At 68.8% G+C, this 25,151-nt stretch carries 25 protein-coding genes; 15 read left to right on the forward strand and 10 right to left on the reverse strand.

Annotated elements, in window-relative coordinates; translation table 11 throughout:
• Positions 1-111: 111 nt before the first annotated feature.
• The 4 genes from G6O54_RS24260 to G6O54_RS24275 all read right to left on the reverse strand — a co-directional run bounded on the left by G6O54_RS24260 (position 112) and on the right by G6O54_RS24275 (position 4,028).
• Positions 112-912, reverse strand: coding sequence for a spherulation-specific family 4 protein (locus tag G6O54_RS24260; RefSeq protein WP_165228950.1), 801 nt, complete (start codon positions 910-912; stop codon positions 112-114).
• 137 nt (positions 913-1,049) lie between these two features.
• Positions 1,050-1,727: a cupin domain-containing protein gene (locus G6O54_RS24265; RefSeq protein WP_165228952.1), complete on the reverse strand. Its 678-nt coding sequence runs from the start codon at positions 1,725-1,727 to the stop codon at positions 1,050-1,052.
• A 506-nt stretch (positions 1,728-2,233) separates the two neighbouring features.
• Positions 2,234-3,160 carry a sterol desaturase family protein gene (locus tag G6O54_RS24270; RefSeq protein WP_165228954.1) on the reverse strand — a complete coding sequence of 309 codons (927 nt, stop codon included), beginning with the start codon at positions 3,158-3,160 and terminating at the stop codon, positions 2,234-2,236.
• Positions 3,161-3,263: 103 nt separating this feature from the next.
• Positions 3,264-4,028, reverse strand: coding sequence for a PEP-CTERM sorting domain-containing protein (locus tag G6O54_RS24275; protein WP_165228956.1), 765 nt, complete (start codon positions 4,026-4,028; stop codon positions 3,264-3,266).
• Between the two features lie 547 nt (positions 4,029-4,575).
• Here G6O54_RS24275 and fusA point away from each other — a divergent pair.
• A complete protein-coding gene (gene fusA / locus G6O54_RS24280) occupies positions 4,576-6,705 on the forward strand; it encodes an elongation factor G (RefSeq protein WP_165229018.1) in 2,130 nt (709 codons plus the stop codon).
• Between the two features lie 841 nt (positions 6,706-7,546).
• On the opposite strand, the gene G6O54_RS24285 is transcribed toward fusA, so the two are convergent.
• From G6O54_RS24285 to G6O54_RS37415, 5 genes are all read right to left on the reverse strand, one after another.
• Entirely contained in the window at positions 7,547-8,593 is a 1,047-nt protein-coding gene (locus G6O54_RS24285) for a DUF1559 domain-containing protein (protein WP_165229020.1), read from the reverse strand.
• A gap of 126 nt (positions 8,594-8,719) precedes the next feature.
• A complete protein-coding gene (locus G6O54_RS24290) occupies positions 8,720-8,950 on the reverse strand; it encodes a hypothetical protein (RefSeq protein WP_165228958.1) in 231 nt (76 codons plus the stop codon).
• Between the two features lie 367 nt (positions 8,951-9,317).
• On the reverse strand, positions 9,318-12,770 hold the full coding sequence (locus G6O54_RS24295; protein ID WP_165228960.1) for a hypothetical protein: 3,453 nt from the start codon (positions 12,768-12,770) through the stop codon (positions 9,318-9,320).
• A gap of 488 nt (positions 12,771-13,258) precedes the next feature.
• Entirely contained in the window at positions 13,259-13,639 is a 381-nt protein-coding gene (locus G6O54_RS24300) for a type II toxin-antitoxin system VapC family toxin (RefSeq protein ID WP_165228962.1), read from the reverse strand.
• A complete protein-coding gene (locus G6O54_RS37415; RefSeq protein WP_205679022.1) occupies positions 13,636-14,016 on the reverse strand; it encodes a type II toxin-antitoxin system Phd/YefM family antitoxin in 381 nt (126 codons plus the stop codon). Before G6O54_RS37415 ends, G6O54_RS24300 begins: the two co-directional genes overlap by 4 nt.
• Positions 14,017-14,104: 88 nt before the next feature.
• Here G6O54_RS37415 and G6O54_RS38040 point away from each other — a divergent pair, with 88 nt between their 5' ends.
• On the forward strand, positions 14,105-14,731 hold the full coding sequence (locus tag G6O54_RS38040; protein WP_250847049.1) for a hypothetical protein: 627 nt from the start codon (positions 14,105-14,107) through the stop codon (positions 14,729-14,731).
• A gap of 138 nt (positions 14,732-14,869) precedes the next feature.
• Here the strand turns inward: G6O54_RS38040 and G6O54_RS24315 are convergent, their stop codons facing one another.
• Positions 14,870-17,566, reverse strand: coding sequence for a beta strand repeat-containing protein (locus G6O54_RS24315; RefSeq protein WP_165228964.1), 2,697 nt, complete (start codon positions 17,564-17,566; stop codon positions 14,870-14,872).
• A 419-nt stretch (positions 17,567-17,985) separates the two neighbouring features.
• Between G6O54_RS24315 and rpsJ the strand changes: the two genes are divergently transcribed.
• The 13 genes from rpsJ to rplX all read left to right on the forward strand — a co-directional run bounded on the left by rpsJ (position 17,986) and on the right by rplX (position 25,086).
• Complete coding sequence (gene rpsJ / locus G6O54_RS24320) at positions 17,986-18,348, forward strand: 30S ribosomal protein S10 (RefSeq protein WP_439650272.1); 363 nt, start codon at positions 17,986-17,988, stop codon at positions 18,346-18,348.
• A 306-nt stretch (positions 18,349-18,654) separates the two neighbouring features.
• Entirely contained in the window at positions 18,655-19,287 is a 633-nt protein-coding gene (rplC, locus tag G6O54_RS24325) for a 50S ribosomal protein L3 (RefSeq protein WP_165228966.1), read from the forward strand.
• A 98-nt stretch (positions 19,288-19,385) separates the two neighbouring features.
• Entirely contained in the window at positions 19,386-20,135 is a 750-nt protein-coding gene (rplD, locus tag G6O54_RS24330) for a 50S ribosomal protein L4 (protein ID WP_165228968.1), read from the forward strand.
• 3 nt (positions 20,136-20,138) lie between these two features.
• Positions 20,139-20,465 carry a 50S ribosomal protein L23 gene (gene rplW, locus G6O54_RS24335; protein ID WP_165228970.1) on the forward strand — a complete coding sequence of 109 codons (327 nt, stop codon included), beginning with the start codon at positions 20,139-20,141 and terminating at the stop codon, positions 20,463-20,465.
• 86 nt (positions 20,466-20,551) lie between these two features.
• The gene (rplB, locus tag G6O54_RS24340) at positions 20,552-21,409 is read left to right on the forward strand and encodes a 50S ribosomal protein L2 (protein WP_165228972.1); all 858 of its coding nucleotides are present in this window, start codon (positions 20,552-20,554) and stop codon (positions 21,407-21,409) included.
• A gap of 81 nt (positions 21,410-21,490) precedes the next feature.
• On the forward strand, positions 21,491-21,772 hold the full coding sequence (gene rpsS, locus G6O54_RS24345) for a 30S ribosomal protein S19 (RefSeq protein ID WP_165228974.1): 282 nt from the start codon (positions 21,491-21,493) through the stop codon (positions 21,770-21,772).
• 94 nt (positions 21,773-21,866) lie between these two features.
• Entirely contained in the window at positions 21,867-22,268 is a 402-nt protein-coding gene (rplV, locus tag G6O54_RS24350; RefSeq protein WP_165228976.1) for a 50S ribosomal protein L22, read from the forward strand.
• A 61-nt stretch (positions 22,269-22,329) separates the two neighbouring features.
• Positions 22,330-23,031 (forward strand): 30S ribosomal protein S3, encoded by a 702-nt coding sequence (rpsC, locus tag G6O54_RS24355; protein WP_165228978.1) that lies wholly within the window; start codon positions 22,330-22,332, stop codon positions 23,029-23,031.
• On the forward strand, positions 22,970-23,389 hold the full coding sequence (gene rplP / locus G6O54_RS24360) for a 50S ribosomal protein L16 (RefSeq protein ID WP_165228980.1): 420 nt from the start codon (positions 22,970-22,972) through the stop codon (positions 23,387-23,389). Before rpsC ends, rplP begins: the two co-directional genes overlap by 62 nt.
• Before the next feature lie 118 nt (positions 23,390-23,507).
• Positions 23,508-23,738: a 50S ribosomal protein L29 gene (gene rpmC, locus G6O54_RS24365; RefSeq protein WP_165228982.1), complete on the forward strand. Its 231-nt coding sequence runs from the start codon at positions 23,508-23,510 to the stop codon at positions 23,736-23,738.
• An 82-nt stretch (positions 23,739-23,820) separates the two neighbouring features.
• On the forward strand, positions 23,821-24,156 hold the full coding sequence (gene rpsQ, locus G6O54_RS24370) for a 30S ribosomal protein S17 (RefSeq protein ID WP_165228984.1): 336 nt from the start codon (positions 23,821-23,823) through the stop codon (positions 24,154-24,156).
• Between the two features lie 113 nt (positions 24,157-24,269).
• Positions 24,270-24,650, forward strand: a complete 381-nt coding sequence (gene rplN, locus G6O54_RS24375; protein WP_165228986.1) for a 50S ribosomal protein L14 — start codon at positions 24,270-24,272, stop codon at positions 24,648-24,650.
• A 58-nt stretch (positions 24,651-24,708) separates the two neighbouring features.
• Positions 24,709-25,086: a 50S ribosomal protein L24 gene (gene rplX / locus G6O54_RS24380; protein ID WP_165228988.1), complete on the forward strand. Its 378-nt coding sequence runs from the start codon at positions 24,709-24,711 to the stop codon at positions 25,084-25,086.
• Positions 25,087-25,151: the final 65 nt, after the last annotated feature.

Raw genomic sequence — 25,151 nt, forward strand, 5'->3', positions numbered from 1 at the left:
CTTCCCTGTTTTCCGAGCGAAGATCGGAAGTATGGCGACCCGATGTTGCGAAACCTCAACACATTCGTCCCCGGGACATGCCGCGATCTCGCCGGCACGCATCGAGCCGCTTCAGCGCGATTCCCTCAGCGCGGCGGCCTCGCGGGGCCAGTATCCGGGGAGGTGATCGTAGGGATTGGGGCCGTCACCATCGGTGATGAAGATCGCCCCGAGGTGGGCGGCCGCGGCATGATTCAGCGCCCGCCTCATGTCCCGCTCGGTCCGGGCGCCATGGACGATCGCGGCGAAGCCATCCGCCGGGTATCGGAGGGCCCAGGCCGGTGGGCCGAAGCTCTCGAAGCTCTCCGCCGTCCCTTCGAAGAGGACCACGACGTCCGCCGTGGAGGCGGACCGATAGTCCTCATCGGTGAGCGTGCCCGGATTCCCGACCACTTCCAGCCGCGGGTCGCGGTCGGTGATGAACCGGCGAAGGCTTGCGTAATAGGGGACGGAGCGAGGGTCGCTGGACATCTCGTCGATGAACAGGCCGTCCACCTCGTACATCTCGAGATAGGCGACGACCTCGGCCCGGACGAGCTCCGGATCGCGCAGGCCGTAGGAGGTGTGGACGTAGCCGAGGATTCGCGCCCCCGCGGCCCGGGCGCGACGGCAGGCGGCGGCGTAGGTCGAGTCGATGAGCCTTCCCGGGCCGCTCGAAGGGTTGAGGATCACCCGGAGGGGGACCTCGCGGGCGGTCGCGGCGATCGTCTCCCAGGCGAGCTCCCCGGAACCCCCGGGATAGAAATAGGCGGGGACGATCGCGATCCACGAGCGACTCCCCTCACGGCCGGCGATCGCCACCGTCCCCACGACGGCCGCCGCCGTCACCGCCGACAGGAGGAGTCGCCCGAGGATCGGCCAGGGCCGCCGCATGGACGCGGAATCCGATTGGTTGAGCATGGTCCTCGACCGGTCACGACGTCGCGAGGCCGTGGACGACGACGGCCACGGAGCATGGATGGTATTATTGTCGATCCCTGGTCGACATTCCAGCCGCCTTTCGCCCCGATTCAGGGGATCGGGGGCCGGAGCGGGACGGCCAGGACGACGCCGAACTCCTCGGCGAGGTCGCACGAGATCCGGGCGCGGACCCTGCCGCGGCGGACGAGGAAGCGGCCGTGATCGCGGTCGGCGTCGGCCGCCGGGTAGGCCGCGTCGGCCCCGCACCAGACCCCCGGGGCGATGGAGAGAGCCCGGCCCGATTCCACCAGGAAGCCGACGAAATCGCCGGCCGCCACGTCGTCCCCGGGCATCGCCAGGACGACGACATACGGCCCGGGGTCGAGCGGGACGATCAGGCGGGCGCCGTCCGGCTGGTAGCTCGCCGCGCGGAGGAGCACCGCCGGCACGCCCTCGCCGACGCGGGCGGCCCAGCCGATGACCCGGTCCTCGGCCCGATCCTCATCCTCGCGGGCGAGGACCAGGTCCCCCTCGCGGCGGACGTCCAGCCGGGTCGACACGAGGCCGCCGCCGAGCCCCGTGTCCGGATCCACGGGCCGCCAGCCGAGCGCGGGCCAGGGGACGAGCTCCACCGGGAAGGCGTCCGGATCGTCCACGAGCACCGCGTAGCGGGCGAGCGTCACCGGCGTCGCCCGGACGAGGGGGACCTCATGGCGGGGGAGATCGGCGACGGCCGGTCGATCCGGCGATCGATCGCCTTCGAGGGGGATGGCGGGCGGGTCCATCATGATCGAGACGTCCCTGGAGGAAGGCGGCTGGTCCGTGGCGGCCCGGCCATCCGCCGGGGTCGCGACGCGTCTCCGTCGCAGTCTACCGCGAGCGGGGGGCGTCGTCGTCCCCCGCTCCGGAAACGACCGCGGCCGACGGGTCAGCCAAACCCATCGGCCGCGACGAATTCCGGAGTACCCTTCGTACCGCCGAGGATCAGACGGCGGTGAGGCATGGCCTCGTTGACCTTGTCTAGTAAGCGGGCCGGCGGCGATCGTCCACGAGTACCTCCGGGAATTTCGGCCCACCCGGGTCGGGCTCGAGGCGAGCCTTCCACCCGGCCGCCGGGTTCGAAAACGATCGCGGCCGACGGGTCAGCCAGACCCATCGGCCGCGACGAATTCCGGAGTACCCTTCATACCGCCGAGGATCAGACGGCGGTGAGGCATGGCCTCGACATTGATGTGTAGTAGTCGTCCCCGCGCGGGTCGTCCACCGGCCCGAGGAATTCCCGGCCCCCGGGACCTCAGGCGGCGGGCTCGGCGACGACGGCGGGCTGGCCCAGCGTGGACGTGGCCCCGGACGGCTCGACGGCCTCGTCCGCGGGCTTCACGCGAACGGGCGCGGCCGCCGGCCCGTCGCCCTCCAGCGGGTAGAGGAGCTGGTCGAGCAGCGTATGGGGGACGCCGTTGCCCCGGACGCCGTAGTCCTTGGGGAAGTGGTCGGGCAGGTAGAAGCTGCCGAAGACCCAGTCCATCCAGGGGAGCATCGTCGAGAAATTCTTGTCGATCGGGCCGCTCTTGGTGTGGTGCCAGTGGTGGAACGCCGGGCTGGAGATGAGCCACTCGAGCGGCCCCAGCCGCCAGCGAATATTGGCATGGATGAAGAAGCCCCAGATCGTCCCGAACAGCCCGACCAGCACCGGGACGAGCGTCCCGGACGCCCCCACCGGCCCGCCCAGCCCCAGCACGTAGATGGGCACGAACATGGAGAACCGATCGATCACCATGTCGATCGGGTGGGCCCGGGTGTTGGTCAGGAAGTCCACGTCCTCGGCGCTGTGGTGGATGGCGTGGAACTTCCAGAGGAACGGGATCTCATGGCTGAGGCGGTGGGCCCAGTAATAGCCGACCTCGCCGACGATCATGGCGGCGGACGCCCTGGCCCAGACGGGGAGGCCGGCCATCGTCTCCAGGAAGCCCGGGGGCAGGGTGCGGCGCGTGAGCCAGGCCGCCAGGCTCAGCGGCACGCTGATCAGGAAGGCCGTCAGCAGGCTGTTCAGGAAGTAGTAGCAGAGATCGACGCCGAATTCCCGGCGGAAGATCCTCCGCGGATGGGCCGCGAAGAGTCGCTCGAGGGGCACGAAGATCGCCGACAGGATCGCAAGCCAGACGGTGAGCTGGAAGACGTCGCGGAGGAATGCCTGGAACTGGGGGCCTTGGAGGAAAGACATGGAGGATTCCCTTGGATGAGGACCAGGTCCCGATCAAACGGGCTCGGCCGGCGGGTTGAGCGACCCGCCGGCCCCGGGAGCTTTGCGACGATTAAGCCGACTTTCAGGCGGTCCGCATGCGGCGGCGGAGGCGGGCGAAGAGGGTGGCGCCGGCCAGGCCGATCCCCATCAGGGCCATCGAGGCCGGCTCGGGAACGGCTTCCATCGACACGCCGTCCAGGAGGGCGAACGGGGGGACCGACCCGGGGCTGGTCTGGCCGTCGTAGCCGCCGAAGGCCTCGAAGGAGAGGACCTCGCTGGTGGACTTGGCGGTGAAGTACATCGTCACCTTGTCGAACCAGCCGGAGAAGACGTGCTGGGGGATCGTCTTCGTTTCGGTCACCTGATACTCGTCGCCGAGGCCGACCTTCCAGTAATCCCAGGTGCCGTAATTGAAGCCCTCCTGCTGGGCGATGGCCCAGTAGAAGCTGACGGCGTAGGTCTGGCCCGCGACCAGCCCGGTGAGCGACTGGGTGATGGCGCTGTGCTGGAAGTCTCCATCCTGCGCGATGAAGTTCCCGCCGTCGGGGCTGGCCGTGATCGGGCCGCCGCCCGCGCCACCGTTATTGGAGCTGTCCCAGAGGGCCGTCGTGCCGAATTGGCCGGTCACGCCCGTCGCCGCATTGGTGCTGTTGTAGAGGAACGTGTAGCTGGGCGAGTTCTCCATCGACCAGCCCGTCACGCTGGTGTTGTAGCCGACCTGGCCGTAGCCGCCGGACGTTTCGAATCCGCCGTTCGTGATCAGATTATTCGCCTGCGAGGTGCCGGAAATGGCCAGGGAGAGGGTCAGGGCCGCCAGGCCCTTCGGAACAATGCTGCGGTAGATCATGTGTGTCCTTTCAGGTCTTCTTCGAATCATGGTCAGGCGGGACGTTCGATCCAATGCAGGGGCCAATGGCAACGCCTTATCATGCCGACTGGCCCCCCTAACAATCGACTCAAGTAGGCGGCGTCCCGGGGATCGTCCACGCGCCGGGTACGGCGTTGCGGAAAAGCGACGCGGCGGGCGTCCGCCCGAGGCCACGCGGCCCTCGACGCCGGGGGAAAGATATCGGTCGCCGCCCGGCCGGTTCAATTCGGACCGCTTAATTTGCCTCACATCGTCATGCTTCGTGGCATTACCGGGACGCCGCGTCACACCGATGCGGCGGGCCGGGAACGGGCGCGTGCCGTTTCGCACCGCTCGCGGAGCGGCGACGACTCGCGCTGATTCCGGGAACCATCGACGGTAAGCTGTGTCTGGTGAGGATGGTCGGGGCCGCGCCGCGTGGCCGCCACGACGGACCATGCTCGGAGCCTGTCCCGAGAGCCTGGGCAACCGGCATCGCCACGCCCGGGGACGGATCCTCCGCCAGAACACGATCAGGACCGCGACCATGGGCAGCGAACCCGACCAAACCGACCTCCGGCGGATCCGCAACATCGGCATCATCGCCCACATCGACGCCGGCAAGACCACCACGACCGAACGGATCCTCTACTACACGGGCGAGATCCACCGGATGGGGGACGTCGACAAGGGGAACACGACGACCGACTACCTCGAGGAGGAGCGCGAGCGGGGCATCACCATCGTCGCCGCCGCCATCACCTGCCGCTGGCACGACGCCGACGGCGGCCCGATCACCGTCAACATCATCGACACCCCCGGCCACGTCGACTTCACCGCCGAGGTCGAGCGGTCGCTCCGCGTCCTCGACGGGGCCGTCGTCATCTTCTCGGCCGTCGAGGGGGTCGAGGCCCAGAGCGAGACCGTCTGGCGGCAGGCGGCCAAGTATCACATCCCCCGCCTCTGCTTCGTCAACAAGATGGACCGCATCGGCGCCGAGTTCGAGCGCGTCTACGCCGAGATCGAGGAGCGACTCCTCGACAGCCGCCCCATCCCGATCCAGATCCCGATCGGATCAGGGCCGGAGGGGACCATGGGCGAGTTCCAGGGGCTCATCGACCTGATCGCCATGAAGGCCCTGCATTTCACGACCGAGGACCTCGGCTCGACGTTCACCGTCGACGAGATCCCCGAGCCGCTCCGCCTCGAGGCCGACGCCTGGCGCGAGACCATGCTGAACAACCTCTCCGCCTTCGACGAGGAGTTCGCCGAGCAGTACATGGCCCACCTCGACGGCGTCGAGCTGACCGAGGCCATGATCCACGCCGCGCTGCGGCGGGCCACGCTCACGGGCCGCGTCCAGCCGGTGCTCTGCGGCTCCAGCTTCAAGTACGTCGGCGTCCAGCGGCTGCTCGACGCCGTCTCGGCCTACCTCCCCAGCCCGCTCGACCGGCCGCCGGTGGTCGGCATCCACCCCAAGAAGGGGACCGACCTCGCCCGCAAGCCGAGCCCGGACGAGCCCTTCTGCGGGCTCGTCTTCAAGATCACGAGCGACGCCCACGGCGACCTCTCGTTCCTGCGGATCTACTCGGGCGAGCTCAAGGCCGGCACCCGGGCCTTCAACCCGGGCAAGGACAAGAAGGAGAACTGCTCGCGGCTCTACCACATCCGCGCCGATGACCGCGAGCAGATCGCGGTGGGGACCACCGGGGACATCGTCGGCATCGTCGGCCTCAAGGATTCGGTCACGGGGGACACCCTCTGCGACGCCTCCCACCCGATCCTGCTGGAGCGGATCGAGTTCCCGGAGACGGTCATCAGCATGTCCATCGAGCCGGTCAGCGGCGCCGACAAGGGGAAGCTCTCGGACACGCTCAACGCCCTCTCTCGCGAGGACCCCACCTTCACCTACAAGGTCAACGAGGACACCGGACAGACCCTGATCTCGGGCATGGGGGAACTGCACCTGGAGATCCTCAAGAACCGGATGACGCGGGACTTCAAGCTGAAGGTCCACGTCGGCCGGCCCCGGGTGAGCTATCGCGAGACGATCAAGAAGGCGGTCAAGCGGGTCGAGGGGACGTGCATCCGCCAGACCGGCGGATCCGGCCTGTACGCGAAGGTCACCATCGACCTCGAGCCGGAGACCCAGGCCAAGGGGGCGCCGGTACTCCACTTCGTCAACAAGATGAAGGGCGGGACGATCCCCGCCGAATTCGTGCCGGCGATCGAGGCGGGCCTCCGCGAGGAGGCCAAGTCGGGCGGCCGGACCGGTTATCCGCTCGTCGACCTGAAGGTGACCCTGGTGGACGCCGCCTACCACGACGTCGATTCCAACGACCTGGCCTACCGCTTCGCCGCGTCCGACGCCCTGCGGAAGGCCGTCGAGGAGGCCGGCGCCGTGCTCCTCGAGCCGATCATGCGGCTCGAGGTGGTCACCCCGGAGGACTACCTGGGGAACATCACCGCCGACCTCTCCAGCCGGCGGGCCCTGATCGAGCGCACGAGCACCCGCGGCAAGCTGATGGTCATCGACGGCCGGGCCCCGCTTGAGAAGATGTTCGGCTACTCCACCGCCGTCCGAAGCCTGAGCCAGGGCCGCGCCAGCTACACGATGGAGCCCCTGGAATACGCCGCCGCCCCGGACAGCATGCTGGAGGCCATTGCGGGACTGTGAGGTAGGGGCGAGGGGCGAGGGGCGAGGGGCGAGGGGCGAGGGGCGAGGGGCGAGGGAATTCGGAAGAAAGGATCGGGACCTTCGCCCGCGACTCGCCCGCGCCCCAGTATGAGTCTGGCTCCCCACTCTTCCTGCCTCGAGCGAGCAAACGGGTGGCTGTGGAGGAGCGAAGCGACCCCACGGCCCGCAAGCCATCGCCTCCGACTTGCCCGCGCCCCAGCAAGTGAGCGACGAAAGCTGAAAATGGGGGCGGAAGCGTCCGAGTCCAAGCCGCCGCGAGCGAGCAAATGGATGGCTGTGGAGGAGCGAGGCGACCCCACGGCCCGCGAGCCATCGCCTCCGACTTGCCCGCGCCCCAGTATGAGTCGGCTCCCCACTCTTCCTGCCGCAGATTGGCCGAAGTCGCAAGTAATCCGCAAGTCGCCGCTCCCGCCGCGGGTGTAGAGCCAGTCGCAGTGCCGCCGGTGTGCGAACACCTTTCGAGGATCATCGGCAGCAGCGCCAACGGCGTCATGGATCGCCTCCAGGATGCTCGTCTTGCCACTGCCATTGGCGTCGACGAAGACGGTAAAGCGTTCCAAGTCAACGGAGACGTCTCTCGGCGACCTGTCGTCCCGGACCTGGACCTTCCGGTTCATGGCCGATCCCTTCGGGCTCGGGGCTTCTCGGATCCTTGGGCAAGCATCCTCCACCGCCTCCTCCTAGAAGTTATCTCCCACCGGCGTCCTCGGCTACCCGGTCACGCAGCCGCATGAAGCACACGACGTTCGATTCGAAACGACGCGAGGCGGGGAGCCGTGGCCCCCCGCCTCGCCTTCGCATCTTCAGGAATCGGCGCCGATCAATACTGATCCGCGCTGATGACCTCGCCCTTGGCCCGGGTGGTGAGGGCCTGGAAGACGCCGATGCGGGCGCCGGGGTTGATGACGTAGGTGGACTGGCTGGAGTCCCAGGTCACGCCCTGGGGGTCGCCCGTCCCCGGGTCGTTCCGCCAGGTGTCGATGCTATCCTTGATGAACCGCACGGATCCGTCCACGAAGGACATGTTCACGCCGCCGGGGTGGAAGCTCGAGACGAAGATGGGGAGGTATTCCTCGAAGTCGCCGTTGGTGAACAGGCCGCGGACCACCGTCTTCTGGGCATTCACCGGCCAGAAGCTGTCGAACATGTTGTCGGTGTAGTAGCCCGAGCTCCACCACTGGTAGTAGTTGCGGATGCCGGGGTCCAGCAGCGAGTGGCCGTGCTCGGAGAAGGCCGCGGTGTTGCTCGTGCCGTCGGTGATGGAGGCGAACCGGACGGCCGAGTGGCCGTACATGACGCCGGAGCAGCTCGCCAGCCGCGCCGCGTAATTGGTGTTGTTCGTGCGGATGTTGAGCGCCCACATGCCCGTGTTGCAGGCGTAGCTGCTGAACTGCATCTTGTAGGTGCCCGGCCCGGTGTAGTTGAACGACGAATCGAGGGGCGCCGACTCGGAGACCACCGGGTCGCTCGGGCACCAGAGCGAGGTGACCCCCTGCTGGATGCAGGTCAGGTTCTCGTAGTCGGACTGGCAGAAGTTGAAGTTGGCGGCGTCGTAGATCTGCTTCTGCTCGAAGTAGGGGGCGAGCCGGAACCAGATGCTCAGGCTGTCCCGGATCTTGGCGTCGCGGACGCGAATCGTCGTGACGTTGGCGGGGGGCAGGACCGTGTTCGTGCTCTCGTAGTTCGCCGCCGCCAGGGCGAGCTGCTTGAGGTTGTTCACGCACTGGGCGCGACGGGCGGCCTCGCGGGCCGACTGCACGGCGGGGAGCAGGAGCGCGATCAGGACGGCGATGATGGCGATCACCACCAGCAGCTCGATCAGCGTGAAGCCACGGGCCGATCGGGGAGCGGGACGGGTCTGGGTCATCGGGACTCTCCTTCGGGAAGGCTCCGTTCGAGGACGGAGGGATGAGGAAGGACGGGAATCGTCGGCGAGCGCGGAGAGGTCGGGGCAAGGCGGGACCGCCGCGGCATCGAAGCGGGGGGTTCGGGCTTATTTGCGAGGTCCGGTGTCCGGCGCCTGGGCCTTGCCGCCCTTCTTCGCGGGGGCCTCGGTCCCGGCGCGGGGATTGGAGCTGGGAGCCACTTCCTTGCCGTCGGCGCCGGCCTCACGCGGCTTGCCCACCGTCCCGACTTCCGCAGGCTGGCAGCCCGCGAGTCCCATCACGGGCCCCAGGGACAGGGCCAGGACCCAGGCACCGAATCGTTGTGAGCGTCTCGACATCAACAGTCCTCTCGCCGTTTTCGGCGTGCGCGGGGGAACCTCGAACCCGCTCGCCGGGTCACAACACGTGGCCCGCCCAGGGAGGGGCGGCGCGGGGCCAGGGTCACCATGATTGCCGATCAGCGCCGCACGAGGTCCCGGCTCCGGCCGTCTTGGGCCGAAAGGACGGGGCTTGTGGGCGAGGATGGGATCGAGTCAGACCTCGGTCCCGCCCCTTCGAGGCCTCCGATGAGAGAGGAGAGGCCCGGGATCGCGAACGACGGCATGACTGGACACCATGAATGATCGCGCCAGGATTTTACCACGATCCACGATCGGCTTGTCAACGTCCTGACGCGCCTCGGACTGCGGTCCTGCGGGCCTGAGGTCACGGCTTGCCGCCCGGGAGCACCCGTTTGAGGAGATTGTCCTCCAGGTCCTCGAGGGCACCGGCCGTCCCCCCCGTACGCTTCGAGCCCGTGCCGTTGCGGGCGCCGGCCGCCGGAGCGGGTCCCAGGCGGTCGAGGAGCTTCGAGGCCTCCTTCTGGAGCCCCTGCTTGAGGGCCCCCTTCGAGAGGTCGCCGAGGGCCAGGCGGAGGGCGCGTCGGTCGATCGTGGGGCGGGAGACGGTGCCGCCGATCGGGATGGTGACCTCGTTCCCCTTGAGGGCATCGCCGAGCTCGGCGGGTGCCTGCGAGCCGAGCATCGTCCTGGTGATCGGGACGGTCGCCCGCAGCGCCAGGGTCTGGTCGAAGCCGACCGAGCCCTTCAGGCCGATGTCCACCCCCTTGCGGACGCTGATCTTCAGGCCGTCCTGGATCACCCGCCGGTTGGCGATCGAGAGCTGGACCGGCTGCTGCATGCGGACCCCCTGGGCGGAGCCGCGGCCGACCACCGAGAGGATCTCGCTGGCGGCCGGGCCGGGGGCGAAGACCACGTCCTGGAACGCGAGGTGGCCATTCAGCGTGGTCGTCCGGCTGGGGGGGCCGGTGATCGGGATCTCCCCCTTCATGTCGGCCGCGATCGTCCCGCTCACGTGAGTCGCGCGGTCGAGGACCGGGGCGATGTACGTCAGCACCCGCCGCGAGACCTCGTCGTTGATCTTCACCCCGCCGAGCGCCGTGCCCTCGTGGAGCAGGACCGCGATCCCCTGGGCGTCGTCCACGGAAAGGCCCGGCTTCAGGTCCACGAAGCCCTCGTTGATCGTCGTCCGGAAGGAGTCCATCGTGAGCGAGCCCCCCTTGCAGCGGACGACCAGGGGGGCCTCGCTCATGGCCAGGCCGAAGACGTTGGCCGAGGTGATGTCCACGCCGACCTCCGCGTCCTCCAGCCCCTTGACGATCGCGGCCAGCGAGTCGCCGGAGAGCGGCCCCTTGACGTGGAAGGGGCGCGGCCGGCCCTCGATGCGAGCCTCCGCCTCGACGGCCTTCTCGACGATCGCGGTGAGGTTCTTCCAGTCGGGCGCGATCGTCCCGGACAGATCCGCGGCGCGACGGGTGGTCGCCTCCGCCACCTGCCCGGCGGCCTCGATCCGGGCGTAGGGCGTGGCCACCGTGACGGTCCGGCATTCGAGCCGATCGGCCGCCGGGTCATAGGCGCCGCCGAAGGCCAGCTCCACCGGCTGGCCGCCCAGGGCGGTCGGGGCCTGGGCCGCCAGCCGGAGCTTGAGGCGGCCGCCATCCGGCTCGGCGATGAAGCGGATCCCGGCCGGGCCCGCCAGCCCGGTCCCGGATTGGCCCGTCCAGACATTCAGGAAGGCGTCTATCGCCGCGAGGTCCCCGCGGACGTCGACCTCGGCCGACTCCGGCGACGAAGGGTTCTTCAGCAACCCGCGCACCTTCATCCCATGGTCGCCCAGCGTGGCCGGGGCCCTCTGACCCTGACCGAGGGGCAGGGGAGTGACGGTCAGGTCGTCGGCGTCGAGGTCCAGGCGTCCCCGCAAGGCGGCCAGCATCACGCCGGCCGGGATGAGTGCCTGGTCGTCCGGTTGGAGGTTGAGGCGGAGCTCGTCGATCTCGATGACGCCCCGGCCGGTCGCGGCCGCGGTGGGGGCGGTCCAGCGTCCCGCGAAGTCGGCCCCGGCCCGGCCGGACCGCTGCGGGAGGACGGCCGGCAGCGAGGCCGTCCCCTTCCAGGACATCACGTCGCCCTGGGACCTCGCCGTGACGTTGACCAGCTCGAAGGGCGAATGGAACTTGCCGCGGAAGTCGGCCCACGACGCGGGCAGGCCCGACGGATCCGCCGGGCCGCTCGCGTCGGCCTCGAGCCTCAGAACCTCGCGGGCATAGGGCGAGGTGGTCAGTCCGGCCACGTTCAGCGCCTGGATCTCGACGACCGACCGGCCGGCGAATCGGCCCTTGTCGCGGCGATAGTCGGCCGCCAGCCTCCCCTTGCCCGCCAGGCCCACCCGGCCGAAGTCGATCAACTGGCGGAACTGCGACTGCACGGCGGCCAGGTCGAAGGTCCCGGAGAGGGCCAGGCCCCGGTCCATGTCGCCGCTCCCCTTCAGCGACGCGAAGGCGGATTTCAGCTCGATCGTCTCCACGCTGAGTGACGCCGCGGATCGACGGCCCCGCGCGACGAGCGTCGCCGGCGCGCCGAGCGTGAACGCCCGCGTCGCATCGTGGCCGGCCAGGTCGGAGAGGTTGGCCTCGAGCGATCCTTCCTGGGCCTCGCCGGCCGCCTTCACGTCGAGGACGACCCGGGCCTCGCCGCGATCGAGCGCGATCCCCTGGCGGAGCCGGAGCGCCCGGGGGATGAGCTTCGCCAGCGCCGCCAGGTCGATTCGCCCCTCGAGGTGCACGGCCTTGGCTCCCGAACGATCGCCGCCGATCGTCGCGGTGGCCCCGACGGAGGCGACCGGGCAATCGACCGAGAGCTTCCGTATGGCCCACGCGCCGTCGTCCTCGGCCAGGTCCCAGGAGCCCTTGACCGCGTCGAGCCTCAGCCGGTCGCCCGCCAGCGCCGGGCCCGCCGCGTCCAGGTCCAGGAGGTTTGCCTCGCCAGCGGCCGCCCAGTGGCCGGTCGTCCGCCCGAGGCGGATCTCGCCGTCGAGCCGGCCCTTCGCGACCAGCCCACCGGCCGTGACCGCGAGCGGCCAGTCCTTGCCCGCGATCCGCAGCGATGTGTCGGGCGAATCCGCGGCGCGATGGTCGAAGTCGCCGTCGAGCGTGAGGGTCTGCTCCGCCGAGCCGCCCGGCGGGCTCGCCAGCGCGACCTGCCAGCCGAGCTTCCTGTCGGCGGCGGCCGGCAGCCGGATCGTCAGCTCGGCCTGGCCCGCGGTGATCGGCTCGACGAGCTCCGGAGAACGCAGCACGACCGCGCTTCGGACGACCTTCAGCGTCACGTCGATGGGCTTCCTGTCGCCGGCCGCCGGCTTGTTCCCGGACGGCGGAGCGGGCGGCGTGAGGGCGTCCACCAGGTCGATCGAGCCGTCCGCCCGGCGCTCGATGTCGATGTTTGCCCCCTCGACAGTCAACGTGCCGAGCCGCGACGGATCGATGAACAGCGCCGCGAGCCCGCGGTCGAGCGCCGCCGCGTCCGCGGTCAGGATCGTCTTGCCCTGGCCGTCGGTGAACTTCAGCCCGGTCGCGCGGAGCGTCCCGAACCACGAGGCCGACAGCCCGGCCACCTCGACCCGACTGGGGGCCAGGGCCCGGTTGACCCGGACCGCGATGGCCGACCGCACGAAGGCCGTCCCCGCCAGTCGTGGCAGGGCCCAGGTGGCCCCGCCGATCATCGCCAGGAAAACGAGCGCGACCACTGCGAGCCGTCGCCCCCAGGACCGCTTTTTCGTCGCCTTGATGTCCTCGGAACCGCCCCGGGCCGTCTTCTCGTCCATGATGCATGCCCTCCGGGTCATCCCGACCCGTGCAAGCCTTGATTGGCGACGTGACCTTGCGTGACGTGCCCCGCAGCCGCCAGCAGGTTCCTGCCGCCGACCGCGAGCCTGGTTCGTCCCGTTATCGGCAGCCGGCCATGAGAGTCCGAAGCGTAATCGGCGTCAAGGTCGGACGGCATCTTATCCAGACCACGCAAGACAACCAGTCTACCTACGATGTGACTTCAGCTTCCCCATCGATAGAGCCAGAGTGGCAATCGGTCTCATGGCTTGAGGTCGTCGATGGACGGGTAGAGTCCTCGAACGAGGATTCGACCGGGCTCTGAGAAGGCCCCCAGGGCAGGGAACGCGTGTACCGTCGATGATCCAGCCAGCCTCACGGCCGTGGTTGGACTTCCCGATTCGCAAGATGTCGCCATAGCGAAGCCTGTGATTCATCAGGTGCCTCGCGGACACGTGCCGTCCGATCTGTACGAACCTGGCGGAGCCTACCAGATCCGTGCGACACCATATCGATCCAGGGCCGCGTCAGCGCTGACGATGGGTGCACCATCGACCTGGGACTGCGCGACGACGAAGCGATCGAAGGGATCGCGAAGATGGGTCGGTAGAGCGGCCTGGGCCTCGGCGTACTCCACCGTGATCGGCAGAAGCTCGGGGCCGAGATCCGCAATCGCCTTCTCGATCCACTCCCGGTACGGACGCGATAGGGCCAGTTTCCTCAAGCCCACCTTGATCGCAATCTCCCAAAGCGTCCCGGCGCCGAGGAGAAGGTCATTGGCGGGATCCTTGATGGCGGCCGCCGCCGGAAGGCTGAGCTTGGTAGGCTCCTCGACGGCCCAGATCAGGGCGGTCGAATCCAGGATCACCCTCGCTCCATGTAATCCTTGAAGTCATCCAGCGGAGCGTCGAAGTCGGGAGCCATGTAGAGCACGGTTCCTTTCAGAGTACCCAACCGACGCGGTTCACGCTTCTTGGGCGGGGTAACAGCGACCAGGCGAGCAACGATCTGGTCATTCTCAGTGATGAGGAGTTCTTCCGCGGGCGTCAACTTGTGAATGAGCTCGTCGAGGTCCTTCTTGGCTTCCTCAAGGGACACGGTAGGCATTGTGTCGCTCCCTTCCCTTTTCACCATGCCGGTCTTCGGACTCCTCTTCGAATGCTCTAGCTTACCAAACGTCCTGCTTCGCTGCTTTCGGGATCTCGTGGCATTCACCAGATAAACGGCCTGCAACAAGTCGAGCACGACGCGACGACCTCTTCGGTACAATCGCAACGTCTGAGTCAGCAACCCGGCTCGCAATCAATCCATGATGAGGAAGGATCGCAGCCCGATGCCGACGAGCTCCAAACGCCTGATGCGGGCGGTCAAGGACGTCTTGCTCCGCGACTGGGATCCGCTCGACATTGGGGCGAAGCCTCACCTGGCTGACGAGTACGATCGATACGCCGCCGGCGTCTGCCGCATGCTGATGGCAGGTACGGACGAGCGCAGACTCGCGGCCCATCTCCGGCATATTCGGACCGTCGCCATCGGCGTTCTCCTGGTCGACGAGGGACGCGACGAACGGGTCGCAAGGCGGCTCCTCGATCTGCCAGCCGGCCTGCCACCCATGGACGAGGAGGACTTCTGGCCTCGGCTGGAATGGAGCGTCAGCGGCGAACTCGAGCAGATGCGTGACCACGACCTACGGCGGTTCTGGTGCGATGGCTTCCTCCCCCGGACGTACCACCTCGAAGGCCCCTCGCCGCGGATCGAGGGCCGGGCCTGGATCGGCGATGGCTCCACTCAGGACGAATGGGCGTTCACTCTCCTGCTACCCCATCCGTTCGGATCCCGCGAGGAAATCCCCTGGGAATCCCTCGTGCCGGCGGGAGGCATGACGCGATGGCTGACGCTCGATCGAAGCGGGAAGCGGATCCAGATCGAGCCGACGGCCGCGGTCCCGGATCCGGCCTGACGACTCGGGGAGGGAGGGGGAGGCCGATACTTCTGACGGCGAAACAAGCCGGCCCCGCCCGCCGTCGAGATCGAGGGCGGGCGGGGCCGTGCATGTCGCTCATCCGTTCGCGGAACGGCGTGGAGCGACTCTGCTTCCCTAGGTTAACGACAGCGTCCCGGTCGCGTCGGCGGCGGCCACATAGTTGGTGCTGCCGGTGAACTTGGCGGTGACGGTCTCGCCGGTGGTCAGGCCGGTGTTGTCCAGGCCAGAAAGTGTCGCCACGCCGCTGCTGTTGGTCGTCGCGGTCCCCGCGGCGGTGGAGCTGCTCCCCAGGTAGAACGACACGGTCTGGCCCGCGACCCCCGAGGACGTGACCGAGGAGGTCAGGGTGGCCACCAGGGTCACCGTCCCGCCCGGGTCGCTGGTGCCGGTGCCGGAGACCGAGCCCAGCGTGGTGGCCGCCTGGCTGACGACCAGGTCGCCGGTCGCATTGGTCGCCGCCGTGAAGTTGGTGTTCCCGGCGAAGCTCGCGACCACCACGCCGGTGTGCGTGCCGGCCGCGTCCGTGGTCGCGACGCCGGCGAGCGTCGCCACGCCGCTGCTGTCCGTCGTGGCCGTCCCCACCGAGGTCCCGTCGAGGGTGAAGGTCACGGTCGCGCCGGAGATCGCCCCGCCGGTGACGGCCGACTTGAGGGTCGCCGTCAGGGTCGCCGTCCCGCCGAAGCTCGATGCGCCGGCAACGCTCGAGAGCGTGCTGCCGGCCTGGCTGACCACCAGGTTGCCGGTGGCGTTGGTGGCCGCCGCGTAGCTGGTGTCGCCCGCGAAGCTCGCGACCACCACGCCGGTATGCGTGCCGACGGCGTCGGTCGTCGTCACGCCCGCGAGGGTCGCCACGCCGTTGCTGTCGGTCGTGGCCGTCCCGACGCTCGTGCCGTCGAGCGTGAAGGTCACCGTCTTGCCGGAGAGCGCCGCGCCGGTGACCGTCGACTTGAGGGTCGCCGTCAGCGTCGCCGTCCCGCCGAAGGAGGCCGCCCCGGAGACGGTCGAGAGCGCCGTGGCCGCCTGGCTAACAACGAGGTTGCCGGTCGCATTGGCGGCGCCGCCGTAGCTGCTGTTGCCCGCGAAGCCGGCGACCACCACGCCGGTATGCGTGCCGACGGCGTCCGTGGTCGTCACGCCGGTGAGCGTCGCCACGCCGCTGCTATTGGTGGTGGCGCTGCCGACGCTCGTGCCGTCGAGGGTGAAGGTCACGGTCGCGCCGGAGATCGGCTGGCTGGTCGCGTTCGAGGTCAGCGTCGCCACCAGCGTGGCCGTGCCGCCGAAGCTGGCCGTGCCGGCGACGCTCGCCAGCGTCGTCGTGGCCGCGCTGATGACCACGTTGCCGGTGGCGTCGGTCGCGGCCGCGTAGTTGGTGCCGCCGGCGTAGCTCGCGACCAGGGCACCGGTATTCGTCCCGACCGGGAGCGAGGTCGTCACGCCGGTGAGCGTGGCCACGCCGCTGGCGTTCGTCACCGCGGTCCCCACGCTCGTGCCGCTGATCTTGAACGTGACCGTCTGGCCGGAGATCGCGTCGCCGGTCTCGCTCGAGGTCAGCGTGGCGGTCAGGCTGGCGGTGCCGCCGAAGGTGCCCGTCCCGGAGACGGCGCCCAGGGCCGTCGCCGCCTGGTCGACGACCAGGTCGCCGGCCGAGGCGCTGGGCCGATAGCCGTAGGCCCCGGCGAAGCTGGCGACCACCGAGTTCGACGAGGTCCCCACGTCGGCCGTCGTGACCACGCCCTCGAGCGTGGCGACGCCGGACGCGTCGGTCACGGCGGAGCCGGCGAAGGCCCCATCGAGCAGGAACGTCACGTCCCGCCCCGCGAGCGCCACGCCCGTGGCGGACTTGAGCGTCGCCGTCAGCGTGGCCGTGCCGCCGAAGTTGGCCGCGGCCGAGACGCTGCTGATTGCGGTGTCGGACTGCGAGACCGTGAGGTTGATCGGCACGTAGCCCTTGCGGCCGTTCACGGTCACGACCGGCCCCTGGGACCCGAACAGCCCGGTGGTCCCCAGCATGGTCGTCTGGAAGGTCGTCACCGCGGCCGACGCCTCGGTGATCGCCGTGCTGGTGTCGGTCGTGTCGATGGCCGCGATCGAATCCGACAGCGCGATGATCGCCGCGTCCACCCGATTGGCGATGTTCGGATGCGTCACCAGGAGCCCGGAGAACATCTCGGCGCGGTACGCGGAGGTCACGGCCTGGAAGGTCGTCGTGATGTCGGCGGCGGTCGCGGCCGTGCTCGAGGCCAGGCTCGACCCGAGCGACTGAAGCTGGCTGACGAATTCCTGCGTCGTGCTGATATACGAGCTGACCGGGGTGTTCAGGGCCGTGATCGGCCCCGCCGTCAGCCCGTTGATGGCGGTCGTCGCCTGGGTGGTGAAGTCGGAGTCGGTGATCAGGCCGACCGTGAGCTGCTGGTTGAGCGAGGCCAGCTCGGAGACCACCTTCTGGCCCTGGAGGCGGAGGATCGTATCGATATTGATGAAGTGGGGCAGGAGCTGGGAATCCGCGGACTGGACGTATCCGGCCACCAGGCTTGTCGCCTCGGCCACGAAGCCGTTGCCGTCGACCGAGCCGCCGGAGAAGTCGGCGAGCGGACCGCTGGTGAGCTGGGACTTGAGGGCCGACACCATGGTGTTGATCGCGGCGCGGGAGGTGTCCTTGCCCTGCCACGCCTGGGCGATCAGCCCGGTGAGCGACGGCGACTGGAAGGAACCCGACGCCAGCAACCGGCGATCCTCCAGGAACTCGAGGCGGAAGTCCCGCCTCCTCCCCGCGCGTACGTCGTTCCTGCGGCCTCGTCTTGGAGTGCTCATCGTATCCCTGCTGTAATTCTTGGGGTGCTTCGTCAACGAATTCGTCGCACGCGACGCGAAAACCGGCTTCGGATCCGATCAGGCCCGGCCGGCTTGCACGATTCCGGCGCGCTTGCCCCCCGCGCGCCCGTCACTAAGAAGTCATCGAGATCCGGTCGAAAAACCGCCGCGGGAAGATAAACGGACCTCCCAATAGTCAACGATTTTTCCACGAATACAGATTGGAGTAAATAGGGGATTCTGGAAAGCAACCCGGGGCTCGATCGATGACCGCGAGGGCTCGGGAATGGCCACGGCGGGTGAGTTCGCGGAAAATTCGAAAAACCACGGCCTGTTGCGTTGACGCGTTTTGGGGCTGCTGATACACTCTTCCTTTCCTGCGTGATGTGCGAGAAAGGGCGGGATGGTCCCCGCCCCGAATGGACCAGGCTCGGGAAGGACGACAATCGGTGGCGGGTATCAGCAACGAGCGAATTCGGATCCGGATGGAAGCGTATGACCACACCATCCTGGATCAGTCGGCGAAGGACATTGTCGATACCGCGAAGCGCACCGAAGCGATCGTCCGTGGGCCGATTCCGCTGCCGACGCGCATCGAGCGTTACACCGTGCTCCGGAGCCCGCACATCGATAAGAAGTCGCGGGAGCAGTTTGAGATCCGGACGCACAAGCGGTTGATCGACATCGTTCAGCCGACCAACAAGACGATTGACGCCCTCAACAAGCTGAGCCTGCCGGCCGGCGTGGACATCAAGATCAAGGCCTCCCAGTCGGGGGCCTGATCGACGTTCGTTCCCCGTTCCGACAGGTTTGAGCGGGTCATGGGGTTTCCTGGACCGCACGCGTCTCCGCGCGTGTGATCGTCCGGTCGCGTCGGACGCCTCAATCGGAGGGCCATCGTGGGCCCACCGAGAGACAGCCCCGACGCCAGGGCCGCCGGAATGCCTGGCAGCGGCCCTCGTGGAACCTGACCTTTTCCCCCAGGTGAATAGCGGCGACCCGCACCCCGCGGGGCCCTGGGCGGGCTCCCGGGCCCTGCCGTCGGTCGGCCGCGTACCGATACCGAATCGAATCGACGGAGCCAGACGATGCAAGTGGGACTGCTGGGACGTAAGGTCGGCATGACCCAGATCTACCAGGAGGACGGCACCTCGGTGCCCGTCACCGTCCTGGAATGCGGCCCGTGCACCGTGCTCCAGGTCCGGACCGAGGAGCGCGACGGGTATCACGCCGTGCAGCTCGGCTTCGACGACAAGAAGCGGAAGAACGCCACCCAGGCGGCGCGGGGCCACGCCAAGAAGGTGGGCGCCGAGCCCAAGCGGTACGTCCGCGAGGTCCGCCAGGAGAAGGCCGCGGAGGTCGCCGAGGGGCAGACCCTGACCGTGGAGGTCTTCGACGGCATCAAGCGGGTGGACGTCACCGGGACGAGCAAGGGCCGGGGCTACGCGGGCGTCATCAAGCGGCACGGCTTCCGCGGCCTGCGGGCCACCCACGGCGTGAAGCGGATGCACCGCCACCCGGGCTCCTCCGGCCCCAGCGCCGACCCGTCGCGGACCCAGAAGGGGATCCGGAAGCCGGGCCAGTTCGGCAACGTCCGCTCGACCGTCCGGAACCTGGAGGTCGTGAAGATCGACCCGGCCAACAACCTGCTCCTGCTCCGGGGCGCCGTCCCGGGGCCCAACGGCGGCTACCTCACGGTCCGCCAGACCAACAAGGTGTGACCGCCGCGGTCGCGTCGCGATGAGATGAGGCCCGCGGCCGCCCCACACCACGAGGGCGCCGGGTCGACGCCGGTCCTTAAGCTGATGGATCCACGATCATGCTGACGATTCCCGTATTCAACCTCGCCGGCGAGCGGGTGGGCGAGGAACAGATCGACCCGGCCGACTTCGGCGGCGCGATCAACAAGCAACTGCTCCACGACGTCGTCCTGATGCACCTGGCGGCCCGCCGGGTCGGCACCGTGGGGACGCGGGGCCGGGCGGACGTGGCCGGCTCGGGCAAGAAGCTCTTCCGCCAGAAGGGGACCGGCAACGCCCGCGCCGGTGCCAAGCGGACCAACAAGCGGAAGGGGGGCGGCATGGCCTTCGCCCGCCGCAACCGCGACTACCGCTACGCGATGCCCAAGAAGGCGGTCCGGACGGCCATCCGGATGGCCCTGCTGTCCAAGTTCCAGGACAACCAGGCGCTCGTCATCGACGGCCTGAGCCTGGAGAAGCCCCAGACCAAGGCCGTGGTCAAGGCCCTCAAGGCCATCCGCCGCCCCGACCTGACCGAGGCCGAGGCCGCCGAGACCGTCGGCGAGACCAAGGCCGCCGCCCTCCGCCGGACGCTCGACGGCCGGACCGTGCTGCTGGGCCTCCCCGGCCAGGACCAGGTCCTCTACCGGTCGGCCCGCAACATCGAGGGGGTGACGGTGGCCCCGGTCGCCGAGTTCAACACGTACGACATCCTCCGGCAGCGTTACCTGGTCCTCACGCGGGAGGCCCTCGGGGCCCTCAAGGACCGCGTCAAGGCCCAGGGGGCCCGCCGCGAGCCCGAAGCCGCCGCCCCGAGCACGGAGAACTGAGCCATGGTGACCCTCCGCCGTCCCCCCCAGTACGAGCGCAAGGGCCCCGCGCTGGACCCGTACCAGGTGGTCATCCGGCCGCTCATCACCGAGAAGGCGACCCACCTCTCGGAGCGGCACAACGCGTACACGTTCGAGGTCAACCCGATGGCCTCCAAGACCGAGATCAAGGAGGCCGTCGAGGCCCTCTTCCCGGTCAAGGTCCTCGACGTCCGCACCCAGAACCGCCGCGGCAAGCTCCGCCGCTACCGCCTCAAGTCGGGCCGGATGCGGAACTGGAAGAAGGCCATCGTCTCGCTCCACGAGCAGTACCGCATCGACTTCTATTGAGAGTCGCCGAGCCAAACCAGTCGTAGGAACAGCCGACGATCGCGGCACAAGGCCGCCGGACGCAGGGCAATCCTGAAGGATCTCCGATGGGCATTCGCACATACAAGCCGACGACCCCCGGGCGGCGGAACGCCTCGGTCAGCGACTTCGCCGAGCTGACCGACAAGGACAAGAAGCCCGAGAAGTCGCTCACCGAGCCGCTCAAGAAGACGGGCGGGCGGAATAACCAGGGCGTCATCACGGCCCGGCACCGCGGCGGCGGCCACAAGCGGAAGTATCGCCTGATCGACTTCCGCCGCAACGACCGCGACGGCCAGGCCGCCCAGGTGACCCACATCGAGTACGATCCCAACCGCTCCGCCCGGATCGCCCTCATCGTCTACGCCGACGGCGTCAAGCGATACATCATCGCGCCGGAGGGCCTGAAGGCCGGGATGAGCGTCTCGAGCGGGCCGGACGCCGAGCCCAAGCTGGGCAACTGCCTGCCGCTGGCCAAGATCCCCACCGGCATGTCCATCCACAACCTGGAGATGGAGCCGGGCGGCGGCGCCAAGCTCTGCCGGTCCGCTGGCGTCGGGGCCACGCTCACCGCCCGCGAGGGGGCCTGGGCCCAGATCACCCTCCCCTCCGGGGAGGTCCGCCGCCTGCCGTCCGCCTGCCGGGCCACGATCGGCATGGTGGGCAACCCCGATCACATGAACGTCCGCCTGGGCAAGGCGGGCCGGAGCCGGTGGCTGGGCCGCCGCCCCCACGTCCGCGGCATCGCCATGAACCCCGTCGACCACCCGATGGGCGGCGGCGAGGGGCGGTCCAAGGGCCACACGCCGCAGTCGCCGACCGGCGTGCTCGCCAAGGGTGGCAAGACCCGCCGCCGCCGCAAGCCGTCCAACAAGGCCATCGTCCGCCGCCGCACCAGCGTCCGTTACGGCCAGCTCAAGGTCTGACCCCGACCCTGACCCGGCCGCCGGCACGCCCCGCGAACCAACAGTCATTCTCAACGGACAACGATTCACCGAGGACAGTCGATGGGACGCTCGCTCAAGAAAGGCCCCTACGTCGTCGAGCGGCTGCTCGAGAAGGTGGCCAAGTCGGAGAACACGGGCAACCGCGAACCGATCAAGCTCTGGGCCCGGGCCTGCACCATCGTGCCCGAGTTCGTGGGCAAGAACTTCGCCATCCACAACGGCAAGACCTTCGTCAAGCTGTACGTCACCGAGGACATGGTCGGCCACAAGTTCGGCGAGTTCGCCCCCACGCGGACCTTCCGGATGCACGGTGGCAAGGCCGGCAAGTCCGCCAAGAAGTAAGCCCGGCCGGGTTGCTTGCCCGGCGTGATCCGACTCAAGACGCATCGACGGTCCTCGCCCCAGGGCGGACCGCCCCGAACCCGAGACCCAGGCCATGAGCACCATCACCCAATACAAAGCGACCCACCGGTTCGCCCGGATCTCGGTCCGGAAGCTCCGGCCGCTCCTGGACCTGATCCGGGGCAAGTACGCCGACGACGCCATGGACATCCTCAAGTACATGCCGCACCGGGGCGCCCGGATGATCGAGCAGGTGCTCAAGAGCGCCATGGCCAACGCCGAGGACCAGGGGATCCGCCACTCCGGCGACCTCGTGATCATCGACGCCCGCGGCGACGGCGGCCCGATGTTCAAGCGGCTGATGCCGCGGGCCCGCGGCATGGCCTACCTGATCCGCCGCCGCAGCGCCCACATCGCCATCGGCCTCACCGACCTGGCGTCCTTCGACGACCATGACCACGATCACGACCACGACCACAATCACGACGAGGACTGAGCGGCCCGACGGCCGGTAGTTTCCCCGGAGCGAGACTCAACCCAACCGAAGGGCGTTCCCCATGGGCCAGAAGATTCGACCGACAGGGTTCCGCGTGGGAATCATGGAGGACTGGCGGAGCCGCTGGTACGCCTCCAAGCACGAGTTCAGCGACCTGCTCGTCGAAGATTTCAAGATCCGCAAGTTCATCAAGAACAAGTACGGCTTCGCCGGGATCCCCAAGATCGAGATCGAGCGGACCCGCGACGCCGTCACCGTACTGCTCTCCACCGCGCGGCCGGGCGTGATCATCGGCCGCAAGGGGGCCGAGGTCGAGAAGCTCCAGGAGGAGCTCCAGAACCTGACCGGCCGCCGGATCGAGATCAAGATCGTCGAGGTGGCCCGTCCGGAGATCGACGCGCAGCTCATCAGCGAGGACATCGCCGAGCAGCTCCAGAAGCGGTCGAGCTTCCGCCGGACCATGAAGCGGGCGATCGAACAGACCATGGACGGCGGGGCCAAGGGGGTCAAGATCCAGCTCTCCGGCCGCCTCGGCGGCGCCGAGATGTCGCGGACCGAGGCCTCGGCCGCCGGCTCCGTCCCCCTCAGCACATTGCGGGCCCGCATCGACTACGGCTTCACCGAGGCCAAGACGGCGCAGGGCCATATCGGGATCAAGGTGTGGGTCAACCAGGGCGACTATTTGAAGATGGAGGCCGCCGATGGCGCTGATGCCCAAGCGGGTCAAGTTCCGAAAAAGCCAAAAAGGCCGCGTAAGAGGTAATGCGACCCGCGGCAACTACGTCGCCTTCGGCGAGTGGGGCCTCCAGGCCCTGGCGCCGGGGCGGATCAGCGCCCAGACCATCGAGGCCGGCCGCGTGGTGGCCAGCCAGTCGGTCAAGGGGGAGGGCAAGCTGTTCATCCGGATCTTCCCCCAGAAGAGCGTGACCGCGATCCCGGCCGAGACCCGAATGGGCAAGGGCAAGGGCGAAATCGAATACTGGGCGGCCGTCGTCAAGCCGGGCACGATCCTCTACGAGGTCAGCGGCCTGAGCGAGGAGGCGGCCCGGGCGGCCTTCGCCCGCGTGGCCCACAAGATGCCGGTCCCGTGCCGGTTCATCGGCCGCCGGCCGACCATCTGATCCGAACCGATCCGAGCCGACCCGACCGACCAGATCGGGACGCCACGAGCCGAGGAGACCAGCCAGGGACGCCCCGGACGGCCGCAGAGGCCGGCCGGGGACGGCCCGGGAGAAGACCATGAGCAAGCCCGCAGAACTCCGCGAGCACGACGACGAGCAGCTCGAGCTGATGCTCAAGGACGTGCAGAGCAACCTGTTCCGCCTCCGGCTCCAGAGCGAGACCGAGCGGCTCGAGGCCCCCTCCGAGATCATCAAGGCCAAGCGGGAGATCGCCCGGATCAAGACGATCCTCCGCCTCCGCGAGATCGACCGGGCCGGCGTCGCCGCCGCCGCGCCGGCGGCCTCTTAACGACCGGGCCGGCGGCCGGCCCAACCAGCCGGCCCCACCGGCGGGACGCACCCCGAACCACTGAATCCAGCCATCGAGCGATATGAGCCCCGAACCCAACGCCAGCACGAAGACGCCCGCGGCCCCGCGGTCCCGCCGCAAGACGGAGATCGGGGTCGTCGCGTCCGACAAGATGAACAAGACCCGGCGGATCGTCGTCGAGCGCCTGGTGCCGCACCCCAAGTACGGCAAGATGCTCCGCCGCCGCACCGTCTGCCACGCCCACGACGAGGCCAACGAGTCCCACGTCGGCGACACCGTGGAGATCATGGAGACCCGCCCGCTGTCCAAGCTCAAGCGGTGGCGGATCGTCCGGATCGTCCGCAAGGGGGCCCAGCAGGCCCTCGCCGGCGAGGGCCAGGCCGCCCCTCAGGGCTGAGCCGCCGGGCCGAACTCGCGATCAAGTAGCAAGGCCCGGGGCTCCCTCTCCCGCCCCGGGCCGCCCCCAGAACCACAAGAGCAGTCGAAGAACAGGCATAGGGTGTCCGTACCATGATCCAGATGCAGACCCGGCTCGACGTGGCCGACAACACGGGGGCCAAGGAAGTCATGTGCATCAAGGTCCTCGGCGGCAGCGCCTCGCGCTACAAGCGGCGCACCGCGGGCCTCGGTGACACGATCATCGCCAGCGTCAAGAAGGCGACCTCCGGCGGCGACGTCAAGGCGGGCGACGTCGTCCGCTGCGTCATCGTCCGCACCCGCAACCAGACCCGGCGGCCCGACGGCTCCTACGTCAAGTTCGACCGCAACGCCGTGGTCCTCATCGACAACGAGAAGAACCCCAAGGGCACCCGCATCTTCGGCGCCATCGCCCGCGAGCTGCGCGACCGCCAGTTCATGAAGATCATCAGCCTCGCGGCCGAGGTCGTCTGACCCCCCCGGCCGCCCGCAGGACCGGACGCATAGCGAACCGCCCCGAAACGAGACGATCATGTACATCAGAAAAGACGACCAGGTCGAAGTCATCGCCGGCGACGACAAGGGAAGCCCCGACAGTCGGAAGTTCGCCAAGGTCCTCCGCGTCTTCCCCGCGCGGAACAAGATCGTCGTCGAGGGGGTGAACCGCGTGTACAAGCACATGCGGCCCAGCAGCAAGAATCCCCAGGGGGGGCGGCTCTCCAAGGAGATGCCGATCGACGCCTCCAACGTCCTGCTCGTCTGCAACAAGTGCAACCGCGGCGTCCGGATCGGCCACCGGTTCAGCGCCGAGGGGCAGAAGCAGCGGTACTGCAAGAAGTGCGGCCAGTCGCTGGGCGACGTCGGGCCCCGCAAGCCGGCCCGCGCCGCGGCGGCCCCGAGCAAGGCCTGACCCGTAACCGGCCCCCACGACCAGCGGACCCGACCGAAACCCAGCGCGTAATCCCGGCGGACTCG

The organism is Aquisphaera insulae, from assembly GCF_011064615.1.
GTDB lineage: Bacteria > Planctomycetota > Planctomycetia > Isosphaerales > Isosphaeraceae > Aquisphaera > Aquisphaera insulae.